Genomic DNA, 21336 nt, shown 5'->3' with positions numbered 1-21336 from the left:
TGTCTGTTAAGGCTCCAATATAGGTAGGTGGGAGCATCATTTCATCCTCGTGGGGTCGGCCAGCGCGCCGCTGCAACGGAGTTGGCGCACGATGCCGTTATAGGCAGCGTGCAAGCCCTGACTTCGGCCGATCTCGTGGTTCGACCCGGCCGCGTCCCAGAACGCGACCAGCCATTCGTCGGGACAGCGTCCCCGCAGCACCCAGAGCGCGAGCCCGACGCCGCGTGTCTGGACCTTACCCTTGATGGCCGTGGCCTCGCGCAGGACGTTGACGGCGCGTTCGATGGTCCCGGTCGCGCGGGCGCTCGCCTCAATGGAAGTCATGGCTGCGGATGCGGAGGATCTCTTCTTGCTCCTGAACCGTGCCGGACGGAGGCGAGGCCAGCGTGCGTCCGCGCGGGAAGCTCGGATCGCGTGGGTCGGGTCCGCCGCCATTGTGGGCGCCATCACCGCGACCCGGCGCGACTGCGAAGTTTGTGCGGCCGATCGAGCGTAGCATGTCGTCATGATCGGTGATGCGATCGCAGATGATGTGGATGACCTCGCCTTCCTTTTGCAGCCGCCCGCGCATGGCGATCATCGATGCCGACATGACCTGACGGCGGTAAATCTCGAACCTGTCGGGCCAGAGGATGCCGTTGGCGATGCCGGTCTCATCCTCGATCGTGATGAAGAGGACGCCCTTCGCCGAGCCGGGCCGCTGGCGAACAAGGATGACGCCGGCCACCTCGATATTGCGACCGTCGCGGATGGTGGCGAGATCGGCGCATCGAACGATACCCATCGTGTCCAGTTCGCCACGTAGGAAGCTCATCGGATGTCCGCGCAGCGACAGCTGCAGCGAGCGATAATCTTCGACGACCTCGCTCCCGGCGGTCAGTGGCGCCAGCGTCACGGTGGGCTCGACGCCTTCGGGTGAAAAGCCCGCCTCTCGCGCGTCGGCCGCGGCAAACAGCGGCAACGGGGCTTCGCCGAGCCCCTTCACCTTCCACAGGCCTTGGCGGCGATCCTCGGCAATGCAGTGGAACGCGTCGGCTTCGGCCAGCCGCTCGATCGCCACGCGCGGCACGTCCGCGCGGCGCCAGACTTCCTCCACGCTGGCATAAGGCGTGTCACCTCGCGCCACGGCGATCTGCGCGCCATGAATATTGGCGAGCCCGCGTACCTGCCGAAACCCGAGGCGGACCGCCATGAAGCGGCCCTTGGTCGGCTCCAACGTACAATCCCAATGGCTGTGGTTGATCGAAACCGGCCGGACCTCGACGCCGTGCTTACGGGCATCCTGCACGATCTGCGCGGGGGCGTAGAAGCCCATGGGCTGGGCGTTGAGCAGCGCCGCGCAGAACACGTCCGGGTGGTGATGCTTCACCCAGCAGCTGGCATAAGCGATCTTCGCGAAGCTCGCGGCATGGCTCTCCGGAAAGCCGTAGCTTCCGAAGCCCTCGATCTGCTTGAACGTCCGCTCGGCGAAGTCTTTCGGATAGCCGCGGTCGATCATGCCGCCGACCAGCTTGTCGTAGAAATGGCTGACGCCGCCGGTCAGCTTGAACGTCGCCATGGCGCGGCGGAGCTGATCGGCTTCGACAGCCGTGAAGCCGGCGCCGACGATCGCGACCTTCATCGCCTGCTCCTGGAAGAGCGGGACGCCCAGCGTCTTCTCCAGCACGGCACGTAACTCGGGCTTCGGATACTCGGGTTTTTCCTTGCCCTCGCGGCGCCGGAGGTAAGGATGGACCATGTCGCCCTGGATCGGGCCGGGACGCACGATCGCGACCTCGATCACCAGATCGTAGAATTCCTTGGGTTTCATGCGCGGAAGCATCGACATCTGGGCCCGGCTCTCGATCTGGAAGACGCCAAGCGTGTCGGCGCGCTGGATCATCTTGTAGACCTCCGGATCATCGTCCTGCAGGTCCGCCATGCTGATCTTGATACCCTTGTCCTGCTCCAGCAGGTTGAAAGCGCGGTTCATGCAGCCGAGCATGCCCAGGCCCAGCACGTCGACCTTCATGAACTTGAGCGCGTCGATATCGTCCTTATCCCACTCGATGATCTGCCGGTCTTCCATCCGCGCCGGCTCGATCGGCACGAGATCGTCGAGCCGATCCTGGGTCAGCACGAACCCGCCCGGGTGCTGCGACAGATGCCGGGGGGTGCCGATCAGTTGCCGCGCAAGCCGGAGCGTCAGCTTGAGCCGATGATCCTGGGCGTTGAGGTTGAGGCTCTCGATCTGTTCGTCGCTGATCCCGTCCATCGACCAGCCCCAGACGAGGCCGGTCAGCATCTTGGTGAGATCGCGCGGCAACCCCAGCGCCTTGCCGACTTCCGCCACCGCGCCGCGCGTGCGGTAGCGGGTAACGACAGCGGTCAGCGCCGAGCGATCACGCCCATAGGTCTCGTAGATCCACTGGATGATCTCCTCGCGCCGCTCGTGCTCGAAATCGACGTCGATATCGGGGGGCTCCTTGCGCTCCCCCGAGACGAACCGCTCGAACAGCAGCTCATGCTGAATCGGATCGATCGACGTGATGCCGAGCAAATAGCAGACGCAGCTATTGGCGGCCGAGCCGCGCCCCTGGCAGAGAATGCCGCGCCGGCGGCTCTCGGCGACGATCGAATTGACCGTCAGAAAATAGGGGGCGTAACCGAGCTGCTCGATCAGCTGCAGTTCGTGGCTGATTTGGTGGTGATAGCGCTGTGGCACCCCATCCGGGAACATCGCCGCGGCGGCGAGCTCCGTCATCTCCGCCAGTGCTTCCTGCGCCGTGCGGCCGGCGATCACCTGCTCATAGGGATATTGGTACTGGATCTCCCCCAGGTCGAAGGCGCAGGTGCGGGCAATGTCGGCGCTGGCCCGGATCGCGTCAGGGAAGGCCCTGAATCGGCGCTCCATTTCCTCGGGCGTCTTCAAATGGCGATCCATGAAGCGTTCGCGACGATAGCCGAGCGCGTCGACCGTCGTCCTCTCCCGGATCGCCGTCACCACGTCCTGCAGCGGCCGCACCTCCGGGCTATGGTAGAGCACATCCCCGGTCGCGACAGCCCGGACGCGATGCCGGCCCGCCAAGGCGGCCAGTTCATGCAGTCGGATGGCATCGTCCGGCCGGCGGCGGAACGACAGCGCGCAATAGCAGCGGTGCCCGAACGTCGCCGATACATCGCTGAGCTGGCGCGCGGTCGTTGCGTCCGGGAGATCGGGCAGCAGGATGGCCACCAGCCCTTCGGCGTGATGGACGATGTCGGCCCAATCGAGGATGCAGAAACCCTTGCCGCCGCGTGCCTTGCCGATCGACAGCAGGCGGGTCAGCCGACTCCAGGCGGCACGATCCTGCGGGTAGAGCAAAAGGTCGTGCCCCTCGGTCGCATGGACGCGAGCGCCGGGAATCATGCGCACGCCGGTGGTTTTCTGGCCGTCCCATCCGCGCACCACGCCGGCAACACTGCCCCAGTCGGCGAGCCCGAGCGCCCTATGGCCCTGGAGCGCCGCCGCCGCGAACAGCTCTTCCGGCGAACTCGCTCCGCGCAGGAACGAGAAATGGCTCGTCACCTGAAGTTCGACATAGGACGTCATCAGCCGAACATCCCATGGATGTACCAGCTCAAGTCGCCAGTCTCCGGCTCAACGCCGTCACCGCGCCGGAACAGCCAGAATCGCTCGCCGCTCTCAACCTCCACCCGGAAATAGTCGCGCACCGCCCACAACTCGGTGTCGGTCCGCCACCATTCGCCATGGACCCGCTCGGGACCATCGCCGGCGGTTACGCGGTAGGCTTGGCCGCGCCAGGTGAAGCGCCGCGGTGCATGGTCGGGGAGCAGCGCCACGACATGCGTCAGATGCTCCGGCCGACGCAGCACCCGAACCGGCCGCTTCCAACGCGGCCAACAACCCGGTTCGTCTAGCGGACCGACGCGGCGAAAGGCGCGTTCGGGAACGTCGCTTTCATTCGGGGCTACGCGAAACACGGAGGCGGCGCCGGCCCGACCGACAAGCTGATCGATCGCTGGTGCGAGGTCCGTCACGGCTGCATCAGACTCGATGAGCGAGCCTGCCGGGCTTGCGCCGAGCGGCTCGCTATGCGGCACGAGCAGGTGCATCGCCTCAATGCCGAGGCCGGGCTCCATCCGATCGAGCTTCAGTCCGAACATGCGCTTGAGGTGTTTTGCGTCGCGCGTTGCGCGCGAAGCGCCGATCACGATCCGCTGGGCTTCGCCGTCGACCCGGTCCGCCAGGAGCAGCGCGGTGCGAACGCCGAGGCCGCGCTCACGAAGAACTGTGATCATGTCATCGACGAGATCGGCGATCACTTGCGTGATGCTCTCGGGCGTTCCGATCGGCTCCAGCAGGCGACGGGATACTTGCGGTGCCTCGAACGGCACCACCGGGATGATTGGCTCGGCGACATGGCCGAGCGCCTGGTCAAGGCGGGTGACGGCCGCGAGGCCGAGCCGCTTTGCCATCGGACCGCGCGGAAGCCGGATGAGATCCGCCACCCGCTCCAGACCGAAGCGTGCCGCCGCCGTCAGCGCCGCCGCTTCGAGCCGGAGCGCAGCAACTGGCAACTCGGCAAGCGCTGACGCTTCCGTGCCCGGATCGAGCATGAGGATTTCCCTGCCGCCATAGCGGGCCAGCGCGTGCGCGGCACCCGGTGTGCCGGCGATCGCGACGCGCGCCGTGAAGCCCAGCCGCTGCAGGAAGCGGAGCAGGCGGCGGCAAAAGCGCTCCTCACCGCCGAAAAGATGGGTCGTCCCCGAAAGGTCGAGCCACAGGCCATCGCCGCCGGACACGCTTGCGGTCGGCGTCCAATGCGTCACGCCATGAAGCGCCAGCCGATCGAGCCAGGCCTTGTCACCATCCGGATCGGCATCCCGGACGTCGAGATCAGCGACAAGTGCCCGAGCGTGCGCCGCCACCATCCCCGGGGTCAGGCCGAGCGACAGCGCGACTGGGCACGCCGAGCGTATCAGGTCTCGCTGCCCGACACGCTCGATCAAAACGGACGGGCGGTCATGCCGGAAAGCCATGACGGGCATTGGCACCGCGCCGCGCCCGCCCTCGTCGGGCGGCATTGCCTTGAAGGGATGATCGACCGGCTCAGAGCGGCGCCCCAGCATCCGCATAGGCGGACGCTGGTGGGCCGGCAGTTGCGCCATTTGGCTAATGACCTGGGCTTTGCTCAGTCCGCCATCCCAGGCCCAGCGCGCGCCGGGGCGCCAACCCCCGCCGCGCGGAACCGAGCAGGCGCCGGGATCATCATCTACCGGTAACGGGAGCGGCGCTGCACCAGCGCCCGGCTCAAGCGGCCTGGTTGGCCGCTCCGACCGCCGCAGCCGCTCGATGGCGAGCTGGGGCAGGTAGAGCGAGGCGACCCGTGTCATCGCAAGCCTCCAGCACAATAGAGAAGGGATTGCCGTTCCGCTGCCGGACCAGCTCGACCGACCAGCAGCCCCGCCCGACGCCCGGCGCGGGCAACGGTACCGAGGGTGCGCAGCCAACCCGCCAGCGCGTCATCGCCGCGGACGGACGTTCGAGCGGATCGCGGCTGCTCCTGGCCCAGCGTCGGAGCAGCAACATCGGCGTGGCTCCATCCGCCGCTGCCAGCTGAAGCCGTCGGGTGGCGGTCTGGTCCGCGACCTTCACCTCGGCGACCACGACGGCGAAACTGCCGTCACGGAGTGAATCCTCGGCGAGAGCGAGTGCCATCGTCTCGTTTGTGCCTTGCAGGTAAAGCAGCTTGGCGGCCGGCAGCCCGGCCTGTTCGAGGCCTGGTGCGTAGAGATCGAAGCGGGTGAGTGCCCAGGCGACATTGGCACCGGGCGCAGAGGCAAACCGGGCCGCCAGACCCGCGACGAACAACGTCGCGGCGGCATCGTCGCCGAGTGTCGGCGATGCGGCGGTGATTTCGTGAAGGCCGGCGCCGTCTATGCCGCCCGCCCCGAGCCGACTATCGAGCGCCTCGATCCCGAACGCCAGCACCGGTCCGCGCTGGCTTTGGGCCTGCGCGAGCTGCGCACGGAGCGCGGCTAGCTGATCGGCGCAGGGCCGATCGAAGGACGACGGTTGGGCGGACATCGGGCAACATCGACTCACTTGTTCGCTTTATGTTCCGGTGAGTCAGAGGATTCGTCAAGGCGTATGAATCCTTAGACCCAATGACCGTCATTCGCCTCGCGCTTCGAGGCAGGTGGGGCGTAAGCTCAGCTTGTCAGGAAGGAGAAGGACAATGTCGATCAGCAAGTTTGTCGGTCTCGATGTCCATAAAGAGACGATTGCAGTTGCGCTCGCCGATGACGGTCGGACTGGAGAAATCCGGTTCTACGGGACCATACCCAACACGCAGGATTCGATCCGGCGTCTGGTGGCCCGACTGAGCAGCCCGGATGTCGCGCTGCATTTCTGTTATGAAGCAGGCGGCTGTGGCTACGGAATTCATCGTCAGTTAGTCGATCTGGGGGCGGAATGTAGCGTGATTGCGCCATCGGTCATGCCGCGCAAACCTGCGGACCGGATAAAGACCGACCGACGTGACGCGATGACGCTCGCCCGATTGCTACGGTCTGGTGAATTGACGGCGATCTGGGTCCCGGACGAGGCACACGAGGCTATCCGTGATCTGATTCGTGGGCGACGCCAGGCGAAACACGATTTGGTTGCTGGCCGGCAGATGTTGTTGAGCTTCCTTCTGCGCCATGGGCGCAAGTTCGCCGGTCGATCCAATTGGACCAAGGCGCACTGGCGCTGGCTCGGTGAGCAGGCGTTTGATGCACCTCACCAGCAATTCGTATTCGGCGAGAGCATCCGCCGGATCGAGGAAGCACAGCAGCGCTGCGACCGACTGGATGCAATGCTGGTGGAGGCATTGCCCTATTGGTCGCTGGCGCCGTTGGTTCAGGCTCTGCAGGCCTTGCGGGGTGTCGGCTTGATTGTCGCCGCCACCTTAGTTGCAGAAATAGGCGACCTTGGTCGGTTCGATACCCCAAAACAGCTCATGGGTTGGCTGGGGCTGGTCCCGTCTGAAGCGTCGAGTGGTGCCCGGACGCGCCGAGGCGCAATAACGAAGACCGGCAACCGCGAAGCGCGAGCAATGTTGGTGGAGGCGGCCTGGTCCTATCGACTGCCAGCGCGGGAAGAACGCCGCTATCGAGCCCGGGTCGAGGGACTGCCGGATGAAGTCAAAGCCATCGCCTGGAAAGCACAAGTCCGACTGTGCCAGCGCTACCGGATGTTGGCTGCGTCCGGGAAGCCCTTGCCGAAGGTCATCACGGCGATCGCTCGCGAATTGGTGGGATTTGTCTGGGACATCGGGCGACGTATGCAGCCCGCATGACGACGGCATCTCAAGTTATTGGACCTGATGGGCGTGCCGCGAAGACCAGGCAAGATGGGTAACCCTCGGCGTACGTTGGGGCAGGTTTCGACCGATGCCCGTGCTTAGAGAGAGGAAGGCCCACGACGGAAATGGGAAATGCGGTAGTCAATCCGCGGATGAGAGCATGATCAATCGTCGTCGATCGGCTCGCGGCACACCCATCAGGTGCATCATCAGTTTCAATTACACCGGACCTCAGTTTTGGTGTAGGTTCTGTGCGGCTCCGCTTCCAAAATGACGGTCATGAGAGGTATGATGCTGACCTAGCGTTTGGCGACCTCGCGCCAAGATTTCTCGCTGATTTCCACGCCGTGCTTCTTCGCCGCCGCCTTAATCCGCTTCCAGGCTTCGTCGCGCTCGTCGTCGCTCACGTCCTTCACCTGGTTGAATCGGGCGACCGCGTTGCGGACGTGGCTCGCGTTCTCGAGCGGCTCCTTCCGCTGCTTCGGGAATGCGAATGAGCCCTTGGACAGGTCGTCGCGGTCTTCGGTGCTGAGCTTGGTCATCGTGGCCTCCATATGCTGGCGCTCAACGATTGAGAGAGGCTACGGGTTCGGCCGACGTATCGGGCCGTCGCCAGTTACCCCACCTGCTCGACATTGAGGCTGCCTGCTGGGCGCGTCTTTAGAATGTCCTTCGCCGACACCGAAGGGTCCAGCCAGTTCGCCCAGTCGGAGCGATCGAGGATCGCGATCTGGCGGTCGTGATAGGGCGCGATGTCGGCGCCTGGCTCCATCGTCAGCATCGTGAAGGCTTCACCAATGTCCGGATTGCTCCGCCAGATTCCGGCAATGCAGAACCACGGCTCGTCCTTCTTCGTGAACAACCATTTGTCCTTGCGCTTCTTTTTCGGATCGTCGGGGGTCGTAAACTCGTAGAAGCCATCGGCGATGATCAGGCAGCGACCAGTGGTGAACTCACGGCCGTCTGACCGAAAATTGTAGACCGGCTTTTTATTTGGCGCGGGCCAGCTCCATCGACGCTGCACGAGCTCGCCCTCCAGGCGGCTGGCACCTGTGCGCACGATCGGCGCCGTATCGGTAATCTTGATATCCGCTCGCGGCGCGAGGTTGGGAACACCCTCAGGCGTCTTGATCTTGATCTTGAGGTCGTCGAAATCCTCGATGATCGAGGCGACATCCACCTCCAGCCGGTAGTCATTGCACACGCGGGCAGCCTTTCTTGCGATCCGTCGTCGTTCCCATTATGTTCCTTGCATTATGGAGTCGCCAACACCCTTCGATTTGGAAGCTCCGCTGGGGAGCCGTCGTGCCATCATCCGGCGAAACCCAGACGATACCAGCGAAATCGAAATGGTGGAGGCGACCTGGGGTTCCGATCCGCGGTTCAGCGCTGGGGTCACCTATCGTTTCGCGCGCTCGGAGGGGCAGACCTTCCCGAGTAATCGCTGTCTGATCCCGGCGAGCGAATTCCATATGACCGTCGGCGAGAAGCGCTATCGGGTAACGCTCGACGGCGGTAACCACTTCTACCTCGCCGCCATCTGGGAGCCGGCGATGGCCGATTGGCCGCTCAGCTATCGCGTCATCACGGTGGCCGCCAATCCAGACGTCGCGCGTTATCAGGAGCGCCATGGTGCGATCATCCAGCGGCGGCAGGTGATGCAGTGGCTCGACGCCCAATTGCCGGAAGCGGATCTGCTCGTGACGCCGGCGGCGCGGACCTTCATCACCGAAGACATAACCTCGGGTTCGCGGCTTCCGCTGTAGCGGACACTCGCGCCTGACCATCGGCCCGCTGTGAGAAACCGTGGCGATGACTATGATCTTCTTGCCGTCCGTCGATCGCAACTGAAATGTCTGGTGATCCCTGATCCGGCATTGCCGAGGCAGGCCTGAGCGCGACCTTGCTCGAGGTCTCGGTTACGGGGCTGAAGGCAGTTTATACAGCATAGCGCGACTTACGGGCGGGCCTTTTACGGGCAATCCAATCGTCTACAATATCAGCTCCGATATGGCCCGCTCAATCGGAGAGGCCGACGAAGCGCAGGAGCTCGTGGTTTAACTAAAGCCTGGCCATGCCTTTGTTCTTCGATACACGCAGCTTCAGGTCTACGGAAAGGATACGGCTCATCCGGCGCTCGGCGCGAACGCGGTGGCGGCGACCAAACGGTTGGGGGATGCTCGGCGACGAATCAGTCCGAGCGCTTATGCTCCAGGATTGAAGCACGCGGAAGCGAGCCGCTGTTGGCGTGGCTTTCCATGGGCTAGAAGTCTTCGTAGTTGGGTTGCAAGAGGAAGCGCCAAAGCGGCATCCGTCCCAAACCCGTGCTGACACGTAGCGATCCGAACCATTCGCTCTGGACGGGAACGTTGATATCAACGACCTCGTCGCCGGACATGGTGCGTTGTGCATAATAGTGAGCGAACATCCGGCTGAGGCTTCCCGCCATCTCGAAGCCCTGATAGCTCAGCTCTGGCGGATTGCTCTCGAACTCGATGGAGATAAGGCGGTTTCCATCCACCTTCGCCCGAGCGTCCGGTGTTTCCCAATCACTATAGTTCATGACTGTCCAGGCGATCTGCTGATCGTGCGGGTGCAGGAGTTCCTTGCCGTCGCAGAACAGCTGGGCTTTGCCAATCGTTACCAGCACGCGACCGTCCTCTCCGATCTCGCTGGTGCGATCCGGATCCATCGTCAGTCGCAGCGTTAGCGGTGCCCGCAGCGCAAGGGTCTGATCGCCAACCGCTGCCATCTCACTGGCTTTGACCGCTTCCATCATGTCGAGCGTCAGGTCCTGGTCACCGGGAGCGAGGCGCTCGGGGTCAATTAACGTCCAGATCGACCACCGAGCCCAGAAAACAGCCAGTTTCAACGTCCCGCCGGTCGCCTGCGAATAGTTGTTGAGCCCGCGCCGATAATTCCGGCTCAGGATCTTGCGGCGCTGGCGAAAGGCGTTCTGTACGTAAACATTCTTGACCTCAACGAGCCAGTTCGACCCGTCCTTCAGCACGATACGGAAATCGGGTGCTTGCATGGGCACCGCGGATTGGAGTGGACCAGTGTCTTCGGGCTTGATCATCATGACCTCGCCCAGGCTCGTCACGAGGTTTTCGAACATGGCCTCGGCGCGGAGACCCTGGAGAAAGGCCGGATCCGACATCGCCTGCTTCATCGAGTCATCGACATGCAAGCCGAACGCTGCCGGCATAGCGGGATCATTGAGCGAAACCCCTTGGCTCGCGCCGAACCGGGCGACCTCACGCAACAGGTCGAAGGGCTTTTTCACGCCTTTGGCTCCTTGGGGTTGAGCCAGCGCAGGACCTCTTGGCAGACCGCCGGATCGCCCAGATCCTTGACGAGCTCATCCTGGGCAGTCGTCTCGGGGCCGCTCCGAAGCCAGGCGATCGCTGCATGGCATGTGGGAAGGAGCGCCTCCAACGCCTCAGCCACTTCCGGACGCTCTTCGCGGGTTAGCCAGATCGCAAGGAGGACGAGTACGCGCCGCTTCGGGCGCGCCGCCAGATACTGTGCGAGCTCGATCACGAATTCGCTCCGGCCACGACAGGCGGCGACAAGCACGAGCGAAGCGGCGACGCTCGGCATACGGGTCGCGACTGTCGTCGCGTCGATGTCGGCGACAACGGCCGCATCTAGGCTCTCCGATTTGAAGACGAGGGCATGGGCAGCTGCGCGTCGTACAGCCGGGCGACCGGGCGAGCAGGCGCGATCTAGCAGGCGCTCCTGCATCGCACGCCCCCCATGCGTGACGAGGAGTTCAAAGACGTCGTAGCGGAGTTTTGGATCGGTGGTCTCGATCCCGAGCGTGTCGAGACGTTCAAGATTATCGTCTGGCAGGCTTGGCAGTGCCGCAAGCGCGGCAATCGCCTGGTGGGCGATTGGGAAGTGATCATCCTCCTCGTATCGCCGATAGGAAGCAGACCACTGGTCATGTGCCAGCGACATCAGGGTCGGAACATGGTCGGGATGGGGCTTTGCAACCAAAAGAGCCACCAGAGCCTTCCGAACCGGACTCCCCTCTGCCTTTGCCAGTTCGAGCAAACCCGCAGGAAGTGGGGCTTCCAAGGGATCGCCGACCGCCTTGAGCGCGGGGGCGACGACGTCGGCGAACATGTGATCAAGCGCGTCTTCGACGATGGAATTGAGGCCGAGCGCGATTGCGGCGGCTATCGCCTCGGCACACGGGTGCGCATCCTCCCAGGTGACCTTGGCTTCAGAAAGCGTTGCCTCAATGTCTGCCGCGACATTGGCTCCCAACACCGCGTGTTGCTTGATCCGCAGCCGCCGAACGTCGGGGCGTGTTCCGGGCGTAGCTGCTAGCAACGCTGCCGCTGCTGGCGGGAGCGGAACGATCTCGGCCGCATTGCTTCGCAGCGCGCGGGCGGCGTATGCGATAGCGGCGTATTCCGCAGGCAGTAGGTTCCTGGCGGCGTTGACTTCATCTTCTTCCGGGTTCGGAGCGTCTTCGTCCGGCTCAAGAAAATGCCCGCTCCTGGCGTGTTGAGCTAGGATGTGGCCGAGATCGATCGCGAGTTCGACCGCTCGCTCCTGTTCACCGGCAGCGATCAGGCCGTCGAGAATTTGCGGCAACTGTTCCCGGTGATGGGCAATCAAACACGACAGCGCCGCCGTCCTGACATCTCTGTCGTCGAGCCCTCTCCGGATTCGTTCGGTGAGACGATCATGATAGGTATCGTCCCAATGATGACGAAGCGCGTGCCAGATCGCATCTTCGTTCTCGCCGTCCCGGACGATCGACCAGGCACCACCAAGCTCCTCTGAGCTGGGCGGAGTTCCTTTGCGGGCGTCGGCCGCGAGCGATCGCATCCAGTCAGCCTGAAGCGCTTCAGCCTGCGGATGCTGTGCTAGCCGCTGCCAGCCTTTGACCTCACGCACCTTATCGACATAGGCGCGCAGGAGTTGCTGGGCAGTGTGTCCGTCGCCCTGGTCGGCGAGATGTTCCATATATTCATCGGAATAGACGCTGTTGATGTAGGCGAGGCGTTCCTTGCGGTCCATCTCGGGATCGCTCGGTGTGGGCGCAAGCTCAGCGACAGCGGCGTCAACGATGGTTTCGAACCCGTCGAGATCGCGCAAAGCTCCCTCGGCCAACGTGTCGACGACCGGGTCAAATCCATTTCGAACGATCCCGGCGGTCGCCTCGAGATAAACTGGGGTCAGATCGGGCGCGAGGCGCTCGAGATCGGCCACGAGCGCGGAACCGTAGTCGGTTCGATCATTCGGCAGCATCTCGCGGACGAACCGTGTCGCAATCGTCGGCATCTGCGGTTCGTGAGCCATTCGATCGTACCAATCCTGGCCGTGCCCCGGCGAACTCCAGTGCATCAGGTTGGCGAAGGATCTGTCGGGCCGATGGTTGATGTATCGCGCGAATTCCGCGCCGACCGACTCCTCCGATCCGACCGCCGCTGCGATCCGAAAATGTTCAGGAATGCGCGTAGCGGGATCTGAGAACTGTTGATCGATCCAGGTGTCGATCGCTTTTTGCGCGGCAGGTTTCGCCGATACAGCCAACTCCTCCACGCGACCTGTCGCTTCGAGGATACGTGCCGCGATCCCCGACCCCCAGGCAGCCCCAGGGCCGTCTGGATCCGTCAACACGTCAATCAGCGTCCGAAGTCCGACGGCCGCAGGAACGGGATCGCGCTTCAGCGCTGCCTGAATGCCGGCCTCCACTCGAGGATGATAATAGGTCGCATCGCCTTCGCCGACGCGCAGATTGCGTGCGGCCGCGAAGAAATCGATAAGGGGTTGCACGCCGTGGTCGAACCGGTCGCTGCGTTCCGCCAGATCGACTTCCAGCGATCGAACGGCCCGGATCGACAGCTTCTCGCTCGCCTTCAGGAGCCCCCAAATCACGGCTGCGGCTGCGACGTCTTTCCGTTCCCGAATCTGCTCGACGACCGTTAGCTCAATCGACTCCTCGTGCGCGCGAGCCATCGCCGCTTTGATGAACCCACCGCCATTATTGGGCTCGGGTCGGCCTGATGTTCGCATGGCATCGAAAAACTTCTCGATCTCGAGCGGTGAGGCGAGCTCGTCGAGCACCTGCTTTTCGGCATCGGCGGCGAGCGTTTGCACATCGCGAGGCAGCGTGCCGATCCGGGTTCGATAGAGCTTGCTGCGCTCATTCGGGCCGTAGTGCTCGACCTCGAGCGGCACTAACCACGGCTCGATGGTACTGAGGACGCCTGCCGATACACCCACGTCGCGTCGGGTAGTGACGACGATACGGCGATCATGTGTGGCGCCGGCAAGAAAGCGGGCAAGCTGATCGTTCCAAGGCCGGCTGGCCGGCTCGAAATCGAAACGGCCCCACGGATCCTCGATGTCGTAAAGGACGGGAGGATCGGTCTTGTCGTCGCGAAGTTGTTGCGGTCCTTGCCGGATCGGCTTTGATGCCATGCCGGGATTCTCGGCGCGCAGCTCCTCGTAGAGCTTACGCGTCGCGAGGGTCTTGCCCGTTCCTGACTGTCCGATGATCACCGCGGCATATCGGGGCGAGCCCATCGCGTCACGCAGCGCCGCCCAGTTCTTGGGATAGACATAGTTTTCCAGCTGAGGCGAGGTCGCAAGATATCCATCGTGCGCACGAATGACGTGGGCAACTTCGTCTCGCTGCCAACGTCCAGCACCGACGCGGCGAACGCGCATACGGGCTTCCTCACGCAGCCGATGCAGGCATTCGATCCAGCGAGAATTGGGAACTCCAAAGCGCTCGATGAGCAGACGCTTGATCTCACCGACGAGCCGGTCCTCGTCCATGCTCGCAATTATACCGACGCGCCCAGCAGCATTTCCGGGAAGGCTAGATACTATCGAAGTTGGCATGCCGGCCGGTTTCGGCCAACTTCCCGGGCGGCCGACACGCAGACCGCGGGTATCGCCGTTAAGCCCCGCGCTGGTAATAAGAAGGTACCTGACGTTTGCATCGGCGAGGCGTCTTGCGGCCGACAATCTCCGAATGCCGCCATGCTTCAGCAGCGCATTGACGCTTGGGACAGTCCACGCATCTCCGCCGCGCAGCTTGGCCTGAACGACAAGCTTATAGCCGTCGCCAGCGACCGTCGTCACAAGGCGGCCCGGTTCTGGCTCGATCAGCTCCGCCTCTAGGTCCTCTTCGCTCGCGGGCTCAAGTTCAATCGACTGCGCTATCTTGTTGGCGAGCAAGAGGTCGAGCGCGAGCCATACCGACACATCCACTTGGTAATCGTACCCCGCGAGGGAATAGGCTCCCGATCCAGCGTCATCGCTGCCAGCGGATTCGCCGTCAGTCATGCAGGTAGCCCCAGCGACCATTCGCGGCGAAAAGGATTGAACTCGCGTCTAAAAATCTCATGGAGGCAATCTGCCATTCCATTTTGGCTTAGCCAATGCGTGATAGACCCCTCGAGGTGAGATCCTTTTTGGGCCCAGCGGATCTGCCAAGGGCGTAGTTATTCCATCGAGGCTTGGGAAGTAGTGCTCGGATGACCGATCGATTCTGGGTCTAGCCGCTGCTGAGGGCGCGATAGAGTTGCACAGTCGAGACCGCAAATGAAACGGGGAGCGCGAAGCGGATCACGTCGGTCGCGATCACCGTCGCACCGACTTGGTTGAGGACGGTCAGCACGTTGGACAGCCAGCCGACGAGAACGACCGCTGCCACGGGTGCGAGGACCGCCGCTGGTAAAAGGGGTTGGCTTTCTGTTCGATTTATGTTCCAGTCGCCTCACGCCTAAGGAGGTCGACCATGTCCGTTAGAATGGGTAGCCCGAAGAAAACGTTTCTTCGAACTCTGAAGGCGAAGCGATCGAACGACGCTCCAGTCGAGATCCACGAGTTCTTGATCTCTGGCACCGACCCGACTTCGACAGGGACGATTTGGCAGAACCAGATGTCGTTCAAGACGCACTGGCTCGCGACCGGAGAGGAAGTGGAAGTCTATGATGACGGCACTGCCATGGTCTCTGGCTCAGGCGAGATGCTTAGTATTGTGGGCGCGCCCGCCGTTTGAGGCTGGTCTGGTGTCTTGTGCGCGAAGGCAGATAGGTCCAGCGTAAGGCGCTGCAGTGAGCGCATGGCCTCGGGATCGTCATTGGTGAGAAGCTCGACCAGATCCTCCTGATCGGGTTGGCCAAGCGCCACTCGGTAGAGCAGCCGCTGGGTCTTCAGCTTCGCGAAGCGATCAATGTCGCGGCTCTGTGGCAGCGCGAACAGGTGCCGCTTGAGTTCTGCGCCGGGCAAGGTCCACCATGGCGTGAGACCGGTTTCGTCGTCCTTGAAGGTCTCGTTGGCGCAGGCTGCGATCGCCTCCCAGGGCGAACTGCCATCGCTCCGCGCTGCGGCCAAGGCGTCGGGCCCGAGCTTTGCGACGAGCGGGCGCCGCACCGTTAGCCCGCCGAAGCGCTGAACGCGTCCTTCCCTCTGTTCCAGATCGACCGGGCTCGAACATAGATCCCAGTGACCGAGCCGGTCGCACCAGCTATGGAAATCGAGACCTTCCTGACCGACTGACGTGGTGGCGAGAATATAGGGCCAAAAGGGCGTGTTGAAGGCGCTGCGGATTTCCTCCGAACGAGCGGGCCTCTGGGTGTCGTCGCCTTGATCCTGGCGCAGGGTCTCGCTTTCGGTCGCACCAAACGGCACGGCCGCATGACAGCGAATGCGGATCTTGTCCTTCTTGGCCGGACCCTTGAAGCCGAACGTGCCAATGTTGGCGGACAACGCCGCGGACAGATCGTCGATCAGGCCGGCCGCGCCGACCTTCGATTTACGCAGCCAGAAATGCTCATCGAGCACTGCCTCAAGGCAGCCTTCAACGCAGGCGCGCTGATATTTGGCCGTGGCGTCCTTTCCAGGGAGAACGGCCCAAAAAACCGGACGATCGAGATAGGTGCGAAGCTTCGTCCAGCAGAACCGCGCCAGTTTGCGGAAATGCTTGGCTTTGAAGTCGAACAGGTCCGGCAGGTGCCGATAAAGCGCTCGGCCCGCGACAACACCCGGCGCACCCAGCGCGATGTCAACAAGGGCGTCGAGCTCCCATTTGCTGATCCAGCTGATCGGCTCTGCTTCATCGCGCAGCTTGAGAAGCGACTGCAGCGCGGCGTCCTTCGGGGCGGCCCAAGCCCAGTCTCTCTGGATCGTTGCAAATTCGCGCGCGTAGGGCTGCCTTTGCGCAGCTTCGATCGCGGCGAGCACCGCCCATCCGGGCTTGCGGCGGCGACCATCGCGCCTGTTAGGGGCTTGAGGCGCAATGGATGCCGGCAGCGCGCGTATGATCTGTTGCCGGGCACGGGCGCGGATCTGCTTGATCGATGCGCCGGCGCGGACATCCAGTGGATCGACCGCGCGGATCAGGAATGGGCTAGGGTGGAAGAGCGCCAGGGTCGGCCCCTGATTGGGCTTGGGGTTGAGGTGGCGCTTCTTCCAGGCGTCCTGATAACGGAGGCTTGGTTTCGCCACGAACGTGCGTTCGACCTCCAGGCTGACGAGGGCGGCCACGCTCTGGGGTGTAGCCCTGAACCGGCTGAAGATCAGCATTTTCTGCGGCTGGTCGACTTTCGCCCATGGACCGGCGACGTCCCACCAGGCGAGCGAGGGCAGCATCCAGGGTAAGGCCAGCGCTTCGGTCGAAACGATTTCGCTGAGCGCTCGAAGCTTCGCACTCCCCCAACCATCCCGCGGAGGTTTGGACCAAGTGGTGACGCCAAGCCGCGGAACGCTCCGCGTGGCCGGGAAGTCTCGGTCCCGCGCGATCTGATACCTTTCGCCAAGCGACTGGGCGGGCAGGGGAACCGACAGCCAGTACGCGATCGTCGACGTCCTTAGCTTCTCGTCGACCCCGTTGGTGAAATGGCGGTAGACGTCGAGGTCGTGTGGTTCGATCCGCACCGGCTTTGGCGGCGGCTCCTTGCCTTCTCGGACTGCCGGGCGCTCGGTCCGCGACATGAGGGGCGTCAGCAGGGCCTCAAGGTCGTGCTTGATCGTCTCTGCCTCCGCGATCGCAGGCTGGCGGCTCTCGACCGGTAGCCGGCCAATAAGATGGAGCAGGTCGCCGAACCGACGGAATTGCGTCTCCGCCTTCGCGCGAATGTCGGCGCCGCCCAGAAACGCGATTAGATCGAAAAGCTCGATATGGGGTGCGGCGCCGGCTCCGGTTTCCCAACGTTCCGCGTAGAAGCGATAGGGCGTGGCGGAGAGCAGCAGGATGGGCGGGGCGGTATCTCCGTCCTTTCCGTGGAGCAGCTGTCGCGCGAGGGGATTGTCGGCGCTGGCGTCGAGCAATTCGCGGTAACACTGGAACTCGTCGAGGATCACGAGATGCGGCATAGCCGAGTCGAGCGCCGCCTGCGCCAGCGCTTTCCGCATCAGGCCGATCGTGTGGCCATCCGAAATCGTGGAATCGTTGGCCATCTTGGCGATCGCGTCACGCGCCGGCGTGCCAAATTCACTGCGGAGCGCCCGACCGTAGGCGGTCTTGAATCCGGAGGAGGCGTGCGCATACTTTTCTTGAGCCTCGGCGACCGCCCAGCGCCAGCCCGTCGTGGCACCATGCTCGATGAAGTTCTTCGGGAATGCGTCGGTCAGGCCGGGGTAGATTTCGTCCAGCAGCAACTTGATGAAGGCTCGCTCGACCGCCTTCCCGCCATAGAGGCGCTTCGTGCCCGAGAACGAGGTGAGGGGGGTGAACGCGTAGAGGCGCAGGCTGCCGGCGCGTTTCTGTTCAAACGGGATGAGGCCGACGCGGTCGATCTTCGAGAGCGCTGCGTCCGCTGCCTCTTCGTCGAGGAAGCGCAGCAGCTCGGTTTTATTCTGATCGGCCACCTTGTGGCCGCTAGAGATGTAATAGACCGTGAACTTGCGCGCTTTTTCACAAAGGGCGGCCAGCGTGTCACGGGCAACGACGGTTTTGCCGAGGCCGACCTCGTCGGCGACGAGGAATCGGCGCAGCGGGTTAGCGCCCCGAAGAGCCTGTGTCGCGGCCGCGATGGTCGCCTTCTGGAAGGGCTTTGAAGAGGCGCTCATGGGACGAGCTGCGTGCGGGCCATTGCCCAGATCTGCCGGAGCTCGTTCAGATCCTTCTTCTCTTCCGCGGTGAGGCTGCCGTCATGAGCAAGCAGCGCTTCGACGTAGGGGGCGAATTGCTTGTCGACCCTTGCGAACGCGCCCGGGTCTCGCGCCCAGGCGGTGAGAATATCTTCAAGCGTCAACCGCCCGTCTCCGAAGGACGAGCGCGTCCTGGCTGATCCACCCACATCTTCGTCCCAGGCGAAATCGCCGGCGGGAATTGTCTCGCCGTTCAGCCTTGCCCGCATCCAGTCGTGAAAGGCGCGCAGGCCCATGTGGGTCGCAAGCGCAGCGAGGTCTCGCGCCTCATCAAGGGGCGGATCGACCTCCACCCGCTGCATCCACCGTAGCGCCTCATCGCCCGATGCGATCTGGACCTGAATGAACGCGGATTGGATCGACAGCGGCAGTATCCCCAGATCGAGGCGAGTGCCGCTTTGCGGCCATGCGAGAAGGTCGCTGTTGGCGTGCCCGGCGGAGAAAAGGTGTCCCTCATGGGCAAGCCGCGGTACCGCTCTAGCGTCCAGGACGAAGCGATCTCCATCACGGCGCAAGATCGGGTCCCAAGACGCTATCAGTGCCTTGCGGGATTCCTCGAGCGCATCGACCGCACTGGTGTCGGCGGCCTTCGTCTGCGCGAGCTCGTCGATCGTGATTGGCGTGGCCTTCCCGATCAGGAATTCGAGGCCGGGATTGAAGGCGTCGCTCGCCTCGAGTTCGATCATCACTTCCGAATTGCGCCCTGACCAGGCGCGCCCAGTGGCGTTTGCACTGCCGACCCGGACGATCGTCGTTTCGCCGCGATGAAAGGCGACCAACTTGGCGTGAAGCGCCATTGGCTGCGGCTCGGCGTCGTCGTCCTCGGCTGGCGATGCTGCAGAAGGCGCCGACAGCGTCTTCTCGATCGTCTCGTCCGGAGCCGCATAGGCGAGAACGCGCGAGAAGGCGGTGAGCGGGGCACTCGGTCTATTCGCCATGTCGACCAACGCTGGCATCGACGAAATCAAGGTTCGGGAGCCGTCGGGCCCCCACCGTCCCGCCGTTTTCAAGAAGTCGGCAGACAGGAACGGACTGACGATCGTGAGGCCGTCGATCGCGCCCTTGGGAGGGGCGACCGGGAGAGCAACGTCGGCGATAAGCCCATCGAGGAGAGCGCGTAGGCAGAAGCCCTCGGGCGCTTCCCACCAGACGGTATCCAACTCCCCGCCAATAGCCGACGCGTCAGAGCGCCCGGCTGCCTTGGCGAGGTTAGCACCAAGCTGCCCAACGCCCTTGAGGGCTGCCCTGCCTTTGCCGCGCTTCTCGCGCCCGTCGAGAAGGACGCCGAGCTCCAGATCCTGGGTTCGGGTGAGATTGCGGCTTCCGATCCAGAACTTCCACCGCGTCCCCCCCTTTTCGTTTTCGTAAGCCACTAGCGCGATTTTCGGATGCCAGCTCCGCTCGCGCTCGTCATGCGTTTGCTCGACGACGAACTGATCAAGAATACCCGCGACGCGGGGCAGGGCGATCGGCTTCGCTATCCTTCCGCGCTGAATGATGATCCGCACTCGGTCGCGTAACTGATCGACGGCCTCCGCGAAATCGATCGCGGCGCCGCTTCCCTTCTCATTGTTCCGTCCGATCAGCGCCAGCAGCGTTGCCGCGATCGCGGACAGGTCTACCGAGTAGGTCGCGAACAAGGCGAGCCGAACGGTCTCGCCGCGCTCTGGCCGCAGTTCGTCGAGATAGGGCTGCCCAGGCCAGGCTGGCGGCCGCTCCTTCACGCGACGCCCTCCAGATCCCGAAGCAGGCGTTTCACATTGCCCCAGCGATAGTGCAGCGGCTCGGCATAGCCATGCTTGTCGGCTTGCCATTCCATGCGCCGATCGACCCCGAACTGGTTGTTGGCGAGGCGGGCCCGGTCGCCCTTGCGACTATATTCGGCCTTCTCATAGACGCCGAGCAATGGGAGGGGATCCTTGGCCTTAGAGCGGACCCACGCATGCGTTTCGCGAAGCGCTGCCTCGACGGGGGCCGGTAGGTGACCGACGTCGTCGAGAAACTGGGCGAAATCGAGGGCGGCGGCCGGGGCGCCCCATTCCGCTATGATTTTGGCGAGATCCTCTCGATGTGCCCTCTCTTGCGGACGCTTGTCACGCTCCTCCTTCAGGGTCTCGACCAAGGCGGCATAAATGGCACGGCCGATCGCTGAGAGTGCGGCGGCCTGTCCTGCGCGCTTCAGGCGTACCGTTTCATTGCCTGCCACGCCGAGGATCTCGTCGTTCCAACAATGTGACACGTCTGAGAGGGGGCGCCCGACCAGCCTGGACAGGAGCGAAGGTTCGCGTGGATCGGTTGGCGAGCGTACCGCGCGCAGCTTGCGCGCCAGGAACTCCCGCTCAGGGTCGGAGAGTTCGAGAGTCAGCTTGCCGGTGCCGTTCCATTCAGGAGGCGCTTCGATCATCCCGGTGATCGGCCACGCCACCGTTTCTAGCGGCTTATCGTCATCGTCGAGGAGGGATTTCTTGGTTCCGGCAGCGAGAAGCCTCGCCATGTCCGACCGGCTCCAGGGGCGCCCGTCGGGCCGCGTGCTGATCAGTCCCCATTTGGCGAGCGCGGTCCAATACACATAGGCCGGTGGCTGGCTGATGGCGCGGGGGAAGACGTCACCACCGATCACACCGTCCGGCTCGCCGGCACCTTCCTTGAATTGAAGGCGGCCGATCAGGGCATGTTCGAGATCGACGAAGGCCTGCGCGAAATCCTTCGGCACGGGTCGCTTGGCGCGCAGGCTTTGATACAGCCAAGGAATGAGGAGCGCGTAGCGCAATCGGGTGTGCAGGACGGACGTGCCTGGAAAAAGATGATCCGAGTAGCGTTGGTGGACGATGAGGAAGCCGACCTCGTCGCGCACACCGGCGTTGGCACCGAACATCAT

Annotated in this window: 14 protein-coding genes; 2 read left to right on the top strand and 12 right to left on the bottom strand. The window is 63.5% G+C overall.

Annotated elements, in window-relative coordinates; all coding sequences use genetic code 11:
• Positions 1-36: 36 nt before the first annotated feature.
• The 4 genes from HH800_RS12300 to HH800_RS12285 form a co-directional block, all read right to left on the bottom strand.
• Positions 37-324, bottom strand: coding sequence for a hypothetical protein (locus HH800_RS12300; RefSeq protein ID WP_066043747.1), 288 nt, complete (start codon positions 322-324; stop codon positions 37-39).
• Positions 311-3571: an error-prone DNA polymerase gene (locus HH800_RS12295; RefSeq protein WP_066043744.1), complete on the bottom strand. Its 3261-nt coding sequence runs from the start codon at positions 3569-3571 to the stop codon at positions 311-313. The genes HH800_RS12300 and HH800_RS12295 overlap by 14 nt, the downstream gene beginning before the upstream one ends.
• On the bottom strand, positions 3571-5151 hold the full coding sequence (locus HH800_RS12290) for a DNA polymerase Y family protein (protein ID WP_235682105.1): 1581 nt from the start codon (positions 5149-5151) through the stop codon (positions 3571-3573). Before HH800_RS12290 ends, HH800_RS12295 begins: the two co-directional genes overlap by 1 nt.
• Before the next feature lie 142 nt (positions 5152-5293).
• Positions 5294-6070, bottom strand: a complete 777-nt coding sequence (locus HH800_RS12285; protein ID WP_169861245.1) for an ImuA family protein — start codon at positions 6068-6070, stop codon at positions 5294-5296.
• Between the two features lie 151 nt (positions 6071-6221).
• Here HH800_RS12285 and HH800_RS12280 point away from each other — a divergent pair, with 151 nt between their 5' ends.
• Positions 6222-7325, top strand: coding sequence for an IS110 family transposase (locus HH800_RS12280; protein ID WP_015063481.1), 1104 nt, complete (start codon positions 6222-6224; stop codon positions 7323-7325).
• 305 nt (positions 7326-7630) lie between these two features.
• On the opposite strand, the gene HH800_RS12275 is transcribed toward HH800_RS12280, so the two are convergent.
• Both HH800_RS12275 and HH800_RS12270 read right to left on the bottom strand, forming a co-directional pair.
• Positions 7631-7873, bottom strand: coding sequence for a DUF6582 domain-containing protein (locus tag HH800_RS12275; RefSeq protein ID WP_066043767.1), 243 nt, complete (start codon positions 7871-7873; stop codon positions 7631-7633).
• 74 nt (positions 7874-7947) lie between these two features.
• Positions 7948-8535 (bottom strand): SOS response-associated peptidase family protein, encoded by a 588-nt coding sequence (locus tag HH800_RS12270; RefSeq protein WP_066043739.1) that lies wholly within the window; start codon positions 8533-8535, stop codon positions 7948-7950.
• A 52-nt stretch (positions 8536-8587) separates the two neighbouring features.
• On the opposite strand from HH800_RS12270, the gene HH800_RS12265 reads away from it, so the two are divergent.
• Entirely contained in the window at positions 8588-9097 is a 510-nt protein-coding gene (locus tag HH800_RS12265) for an SOS response-associated peptidase family protein (protein WP_235682104.1), read from the top strand.
• A 497-nt stretch (positions 9098-9594) separates the two neighbouring features.
• Here HH800_RS12265 and HH800_RS12260 read toward each other — a convergent pair whose 3' ends face one another.
• From HH800_RS12260 to HH800_RS12235, 6 genes are all read right to left on the bottom strand, one after another.
• On the bottom strand, positions 9595-10617 hold the full coding sequence (locus HH800_RS12260; protein WP_169861244.1) for a hypothetical protein: 1023 nt from the start codon (positions 10615-10617) through the stop codon (positions 9595-9597).
• Positions 10614-14648, bottom strand: coding sequence for a hypothetical protein (locus HH800_RS12255; protein ID WP_169861243.1), 4035 nt, complete (start codon positions 14646-14648; stop codon positions 10614-10616). Before HH800_RS12255 ends, HH800_RS12260 begins: the two co-directional genes overlap by 4 nt.
• A 211-nt stretch (positions 14649-14859) precedes the next feature.
• Positions 14860-15018: a hypothetical protein gene (locus tag HH800_RS12250; protein ID WP_169861242.1), complete on the bottom strand. Its 159-nt coding sequence runs from the start codon at positions 15016-15018 to the stop codon at positions 14860-14862.
• Between the two features lie 275 nt (positions 15019-15293).
• Positions 15294-18377, bottom strand: a complete 3084-nt coding sequence (locus HH800_RS12245; RefSeq protein ID WP_206379219.1) for a DEAD/DEAH box helicase — start codon at positions 18375-18377, stop codon at positions 15294-15296.
• Positions 18374-20182 carry a phospholipase D family protein gene (locus tag HH800_RS12240; RefSeq protein ID WP_169861241.1) on the bottom strand — a complete coding sequence of 603 codons (1809 nt, stop codon included), beginning with the start codon at positions 20180-20182 and terminating at the stop codon, positions 18374-18376. Before HH800_RS12240 ends, HH800_RS12245 begins: the two co-directional genes overlap by 4 nt.
• The gene (locus HH800_RS12235; protein WP_169861240.1) at positions 20179-21336 is read right to left on the bottom strand and encodes a DUF6361 family protein; all 1158 of its coding nucleotides are present in this window, start codon (positions 21334-21336) and stop codon (positions 20179-20181) included. The genes HH800_RS12240 and HH800_RS12235 overlap by 4 nt, the downstream gene beginning before the upstream one ends.

This window comes from Sphingobium yanoikuyae (assembly GCF_013001025.1).
GTDB classification, from domain to species: domain Bacteria; phylum Pseudomonadota; class Alphaproteobacteria; order Sphingomonadales; family Sphingomonadaceae; genus Sphingobium; species Sphingobium yanoikuyae_A.
Note: the sequence above shows the minus strand (reverse complement) of the source record. Positions and strands in the feature narration are given on the sequence as shown.

Excerpts from the sequence above, each read along its gene's own strand:
- HH800_RS12300 (WP_066043747.1), bottom strand. The coding sequence starts at position 324 with ATGACTTCCATTGAGGCGAGCGCCCGCGCGACCGGGACCATCGAACGC.
- HH800_RS12295 (WP_066043744.1), bottom strand. The coding sequence starts at position 3,571 with ATGACGTCCTATGTCGAACTTCAGGTGACGAGCCATTTCTCGTTCCTG.
- HH800_RS12290 (WP_235682105.1), bottom strand. The coding sequence starts at position 5,151 with ATGGCGCAACTGCCGGCCCACCAGCGTCCGCCTATGCGGATGCTGGGG.
- HH800_RS12285 (WP_169861245.1), bottom strand. The coding sequence starts at position 6,070 with ATGTCCGCCCAACCGTCGTCCTTCGATCGGCCCTGCGCCGATCAGCTA.
- HH800_RS12280 (WP_015063481.1), top strand. The coding sequence starts at position 6,222 with ATGTCGATCAGCAAGTTTGTCGGTCTCGATGTCCATAAAGAGACGATT.
- HH800_RS12275 (WP_066043767.1), bottom strand. The coding sequence starts at position 7,873 with ATGACCAAGCTCAGCACCGAAGACCGCGACGACCTGTCCAAGGGCTCA.
- HH800_RS12265 (WP_235682104.1), top strand. The coding sequence starts at position 8,588 with ATGGAGTCGCCAACACCCTTCGATTTGGAAGCTCCGCTGGGGAGCCGT.
- HH800_RS12255 (WP_169861243.1), bottom strand. The coding sequence starts at position 14,648 with ATGACTGACGGCGAATCCGCTGGCAGCGATGACGCTGGATCGGGAGCC.
- HH800_RS12245 (WP_206379219.1), bottom strand. The coding sequence starts at position 18,377 with ATGAGCGCCTCTTCAAAGCCCTTCCAGAAGGCGACCATCGCGGCCGCG.
- HH800_RS12235 (WP_169861240.1), bottom strand. The coding sequence starts at position 21,336 with ATGATGTTCGGTGCCAACGCCGGTGTGCGCGACGAGGTCGGCTTCCTC.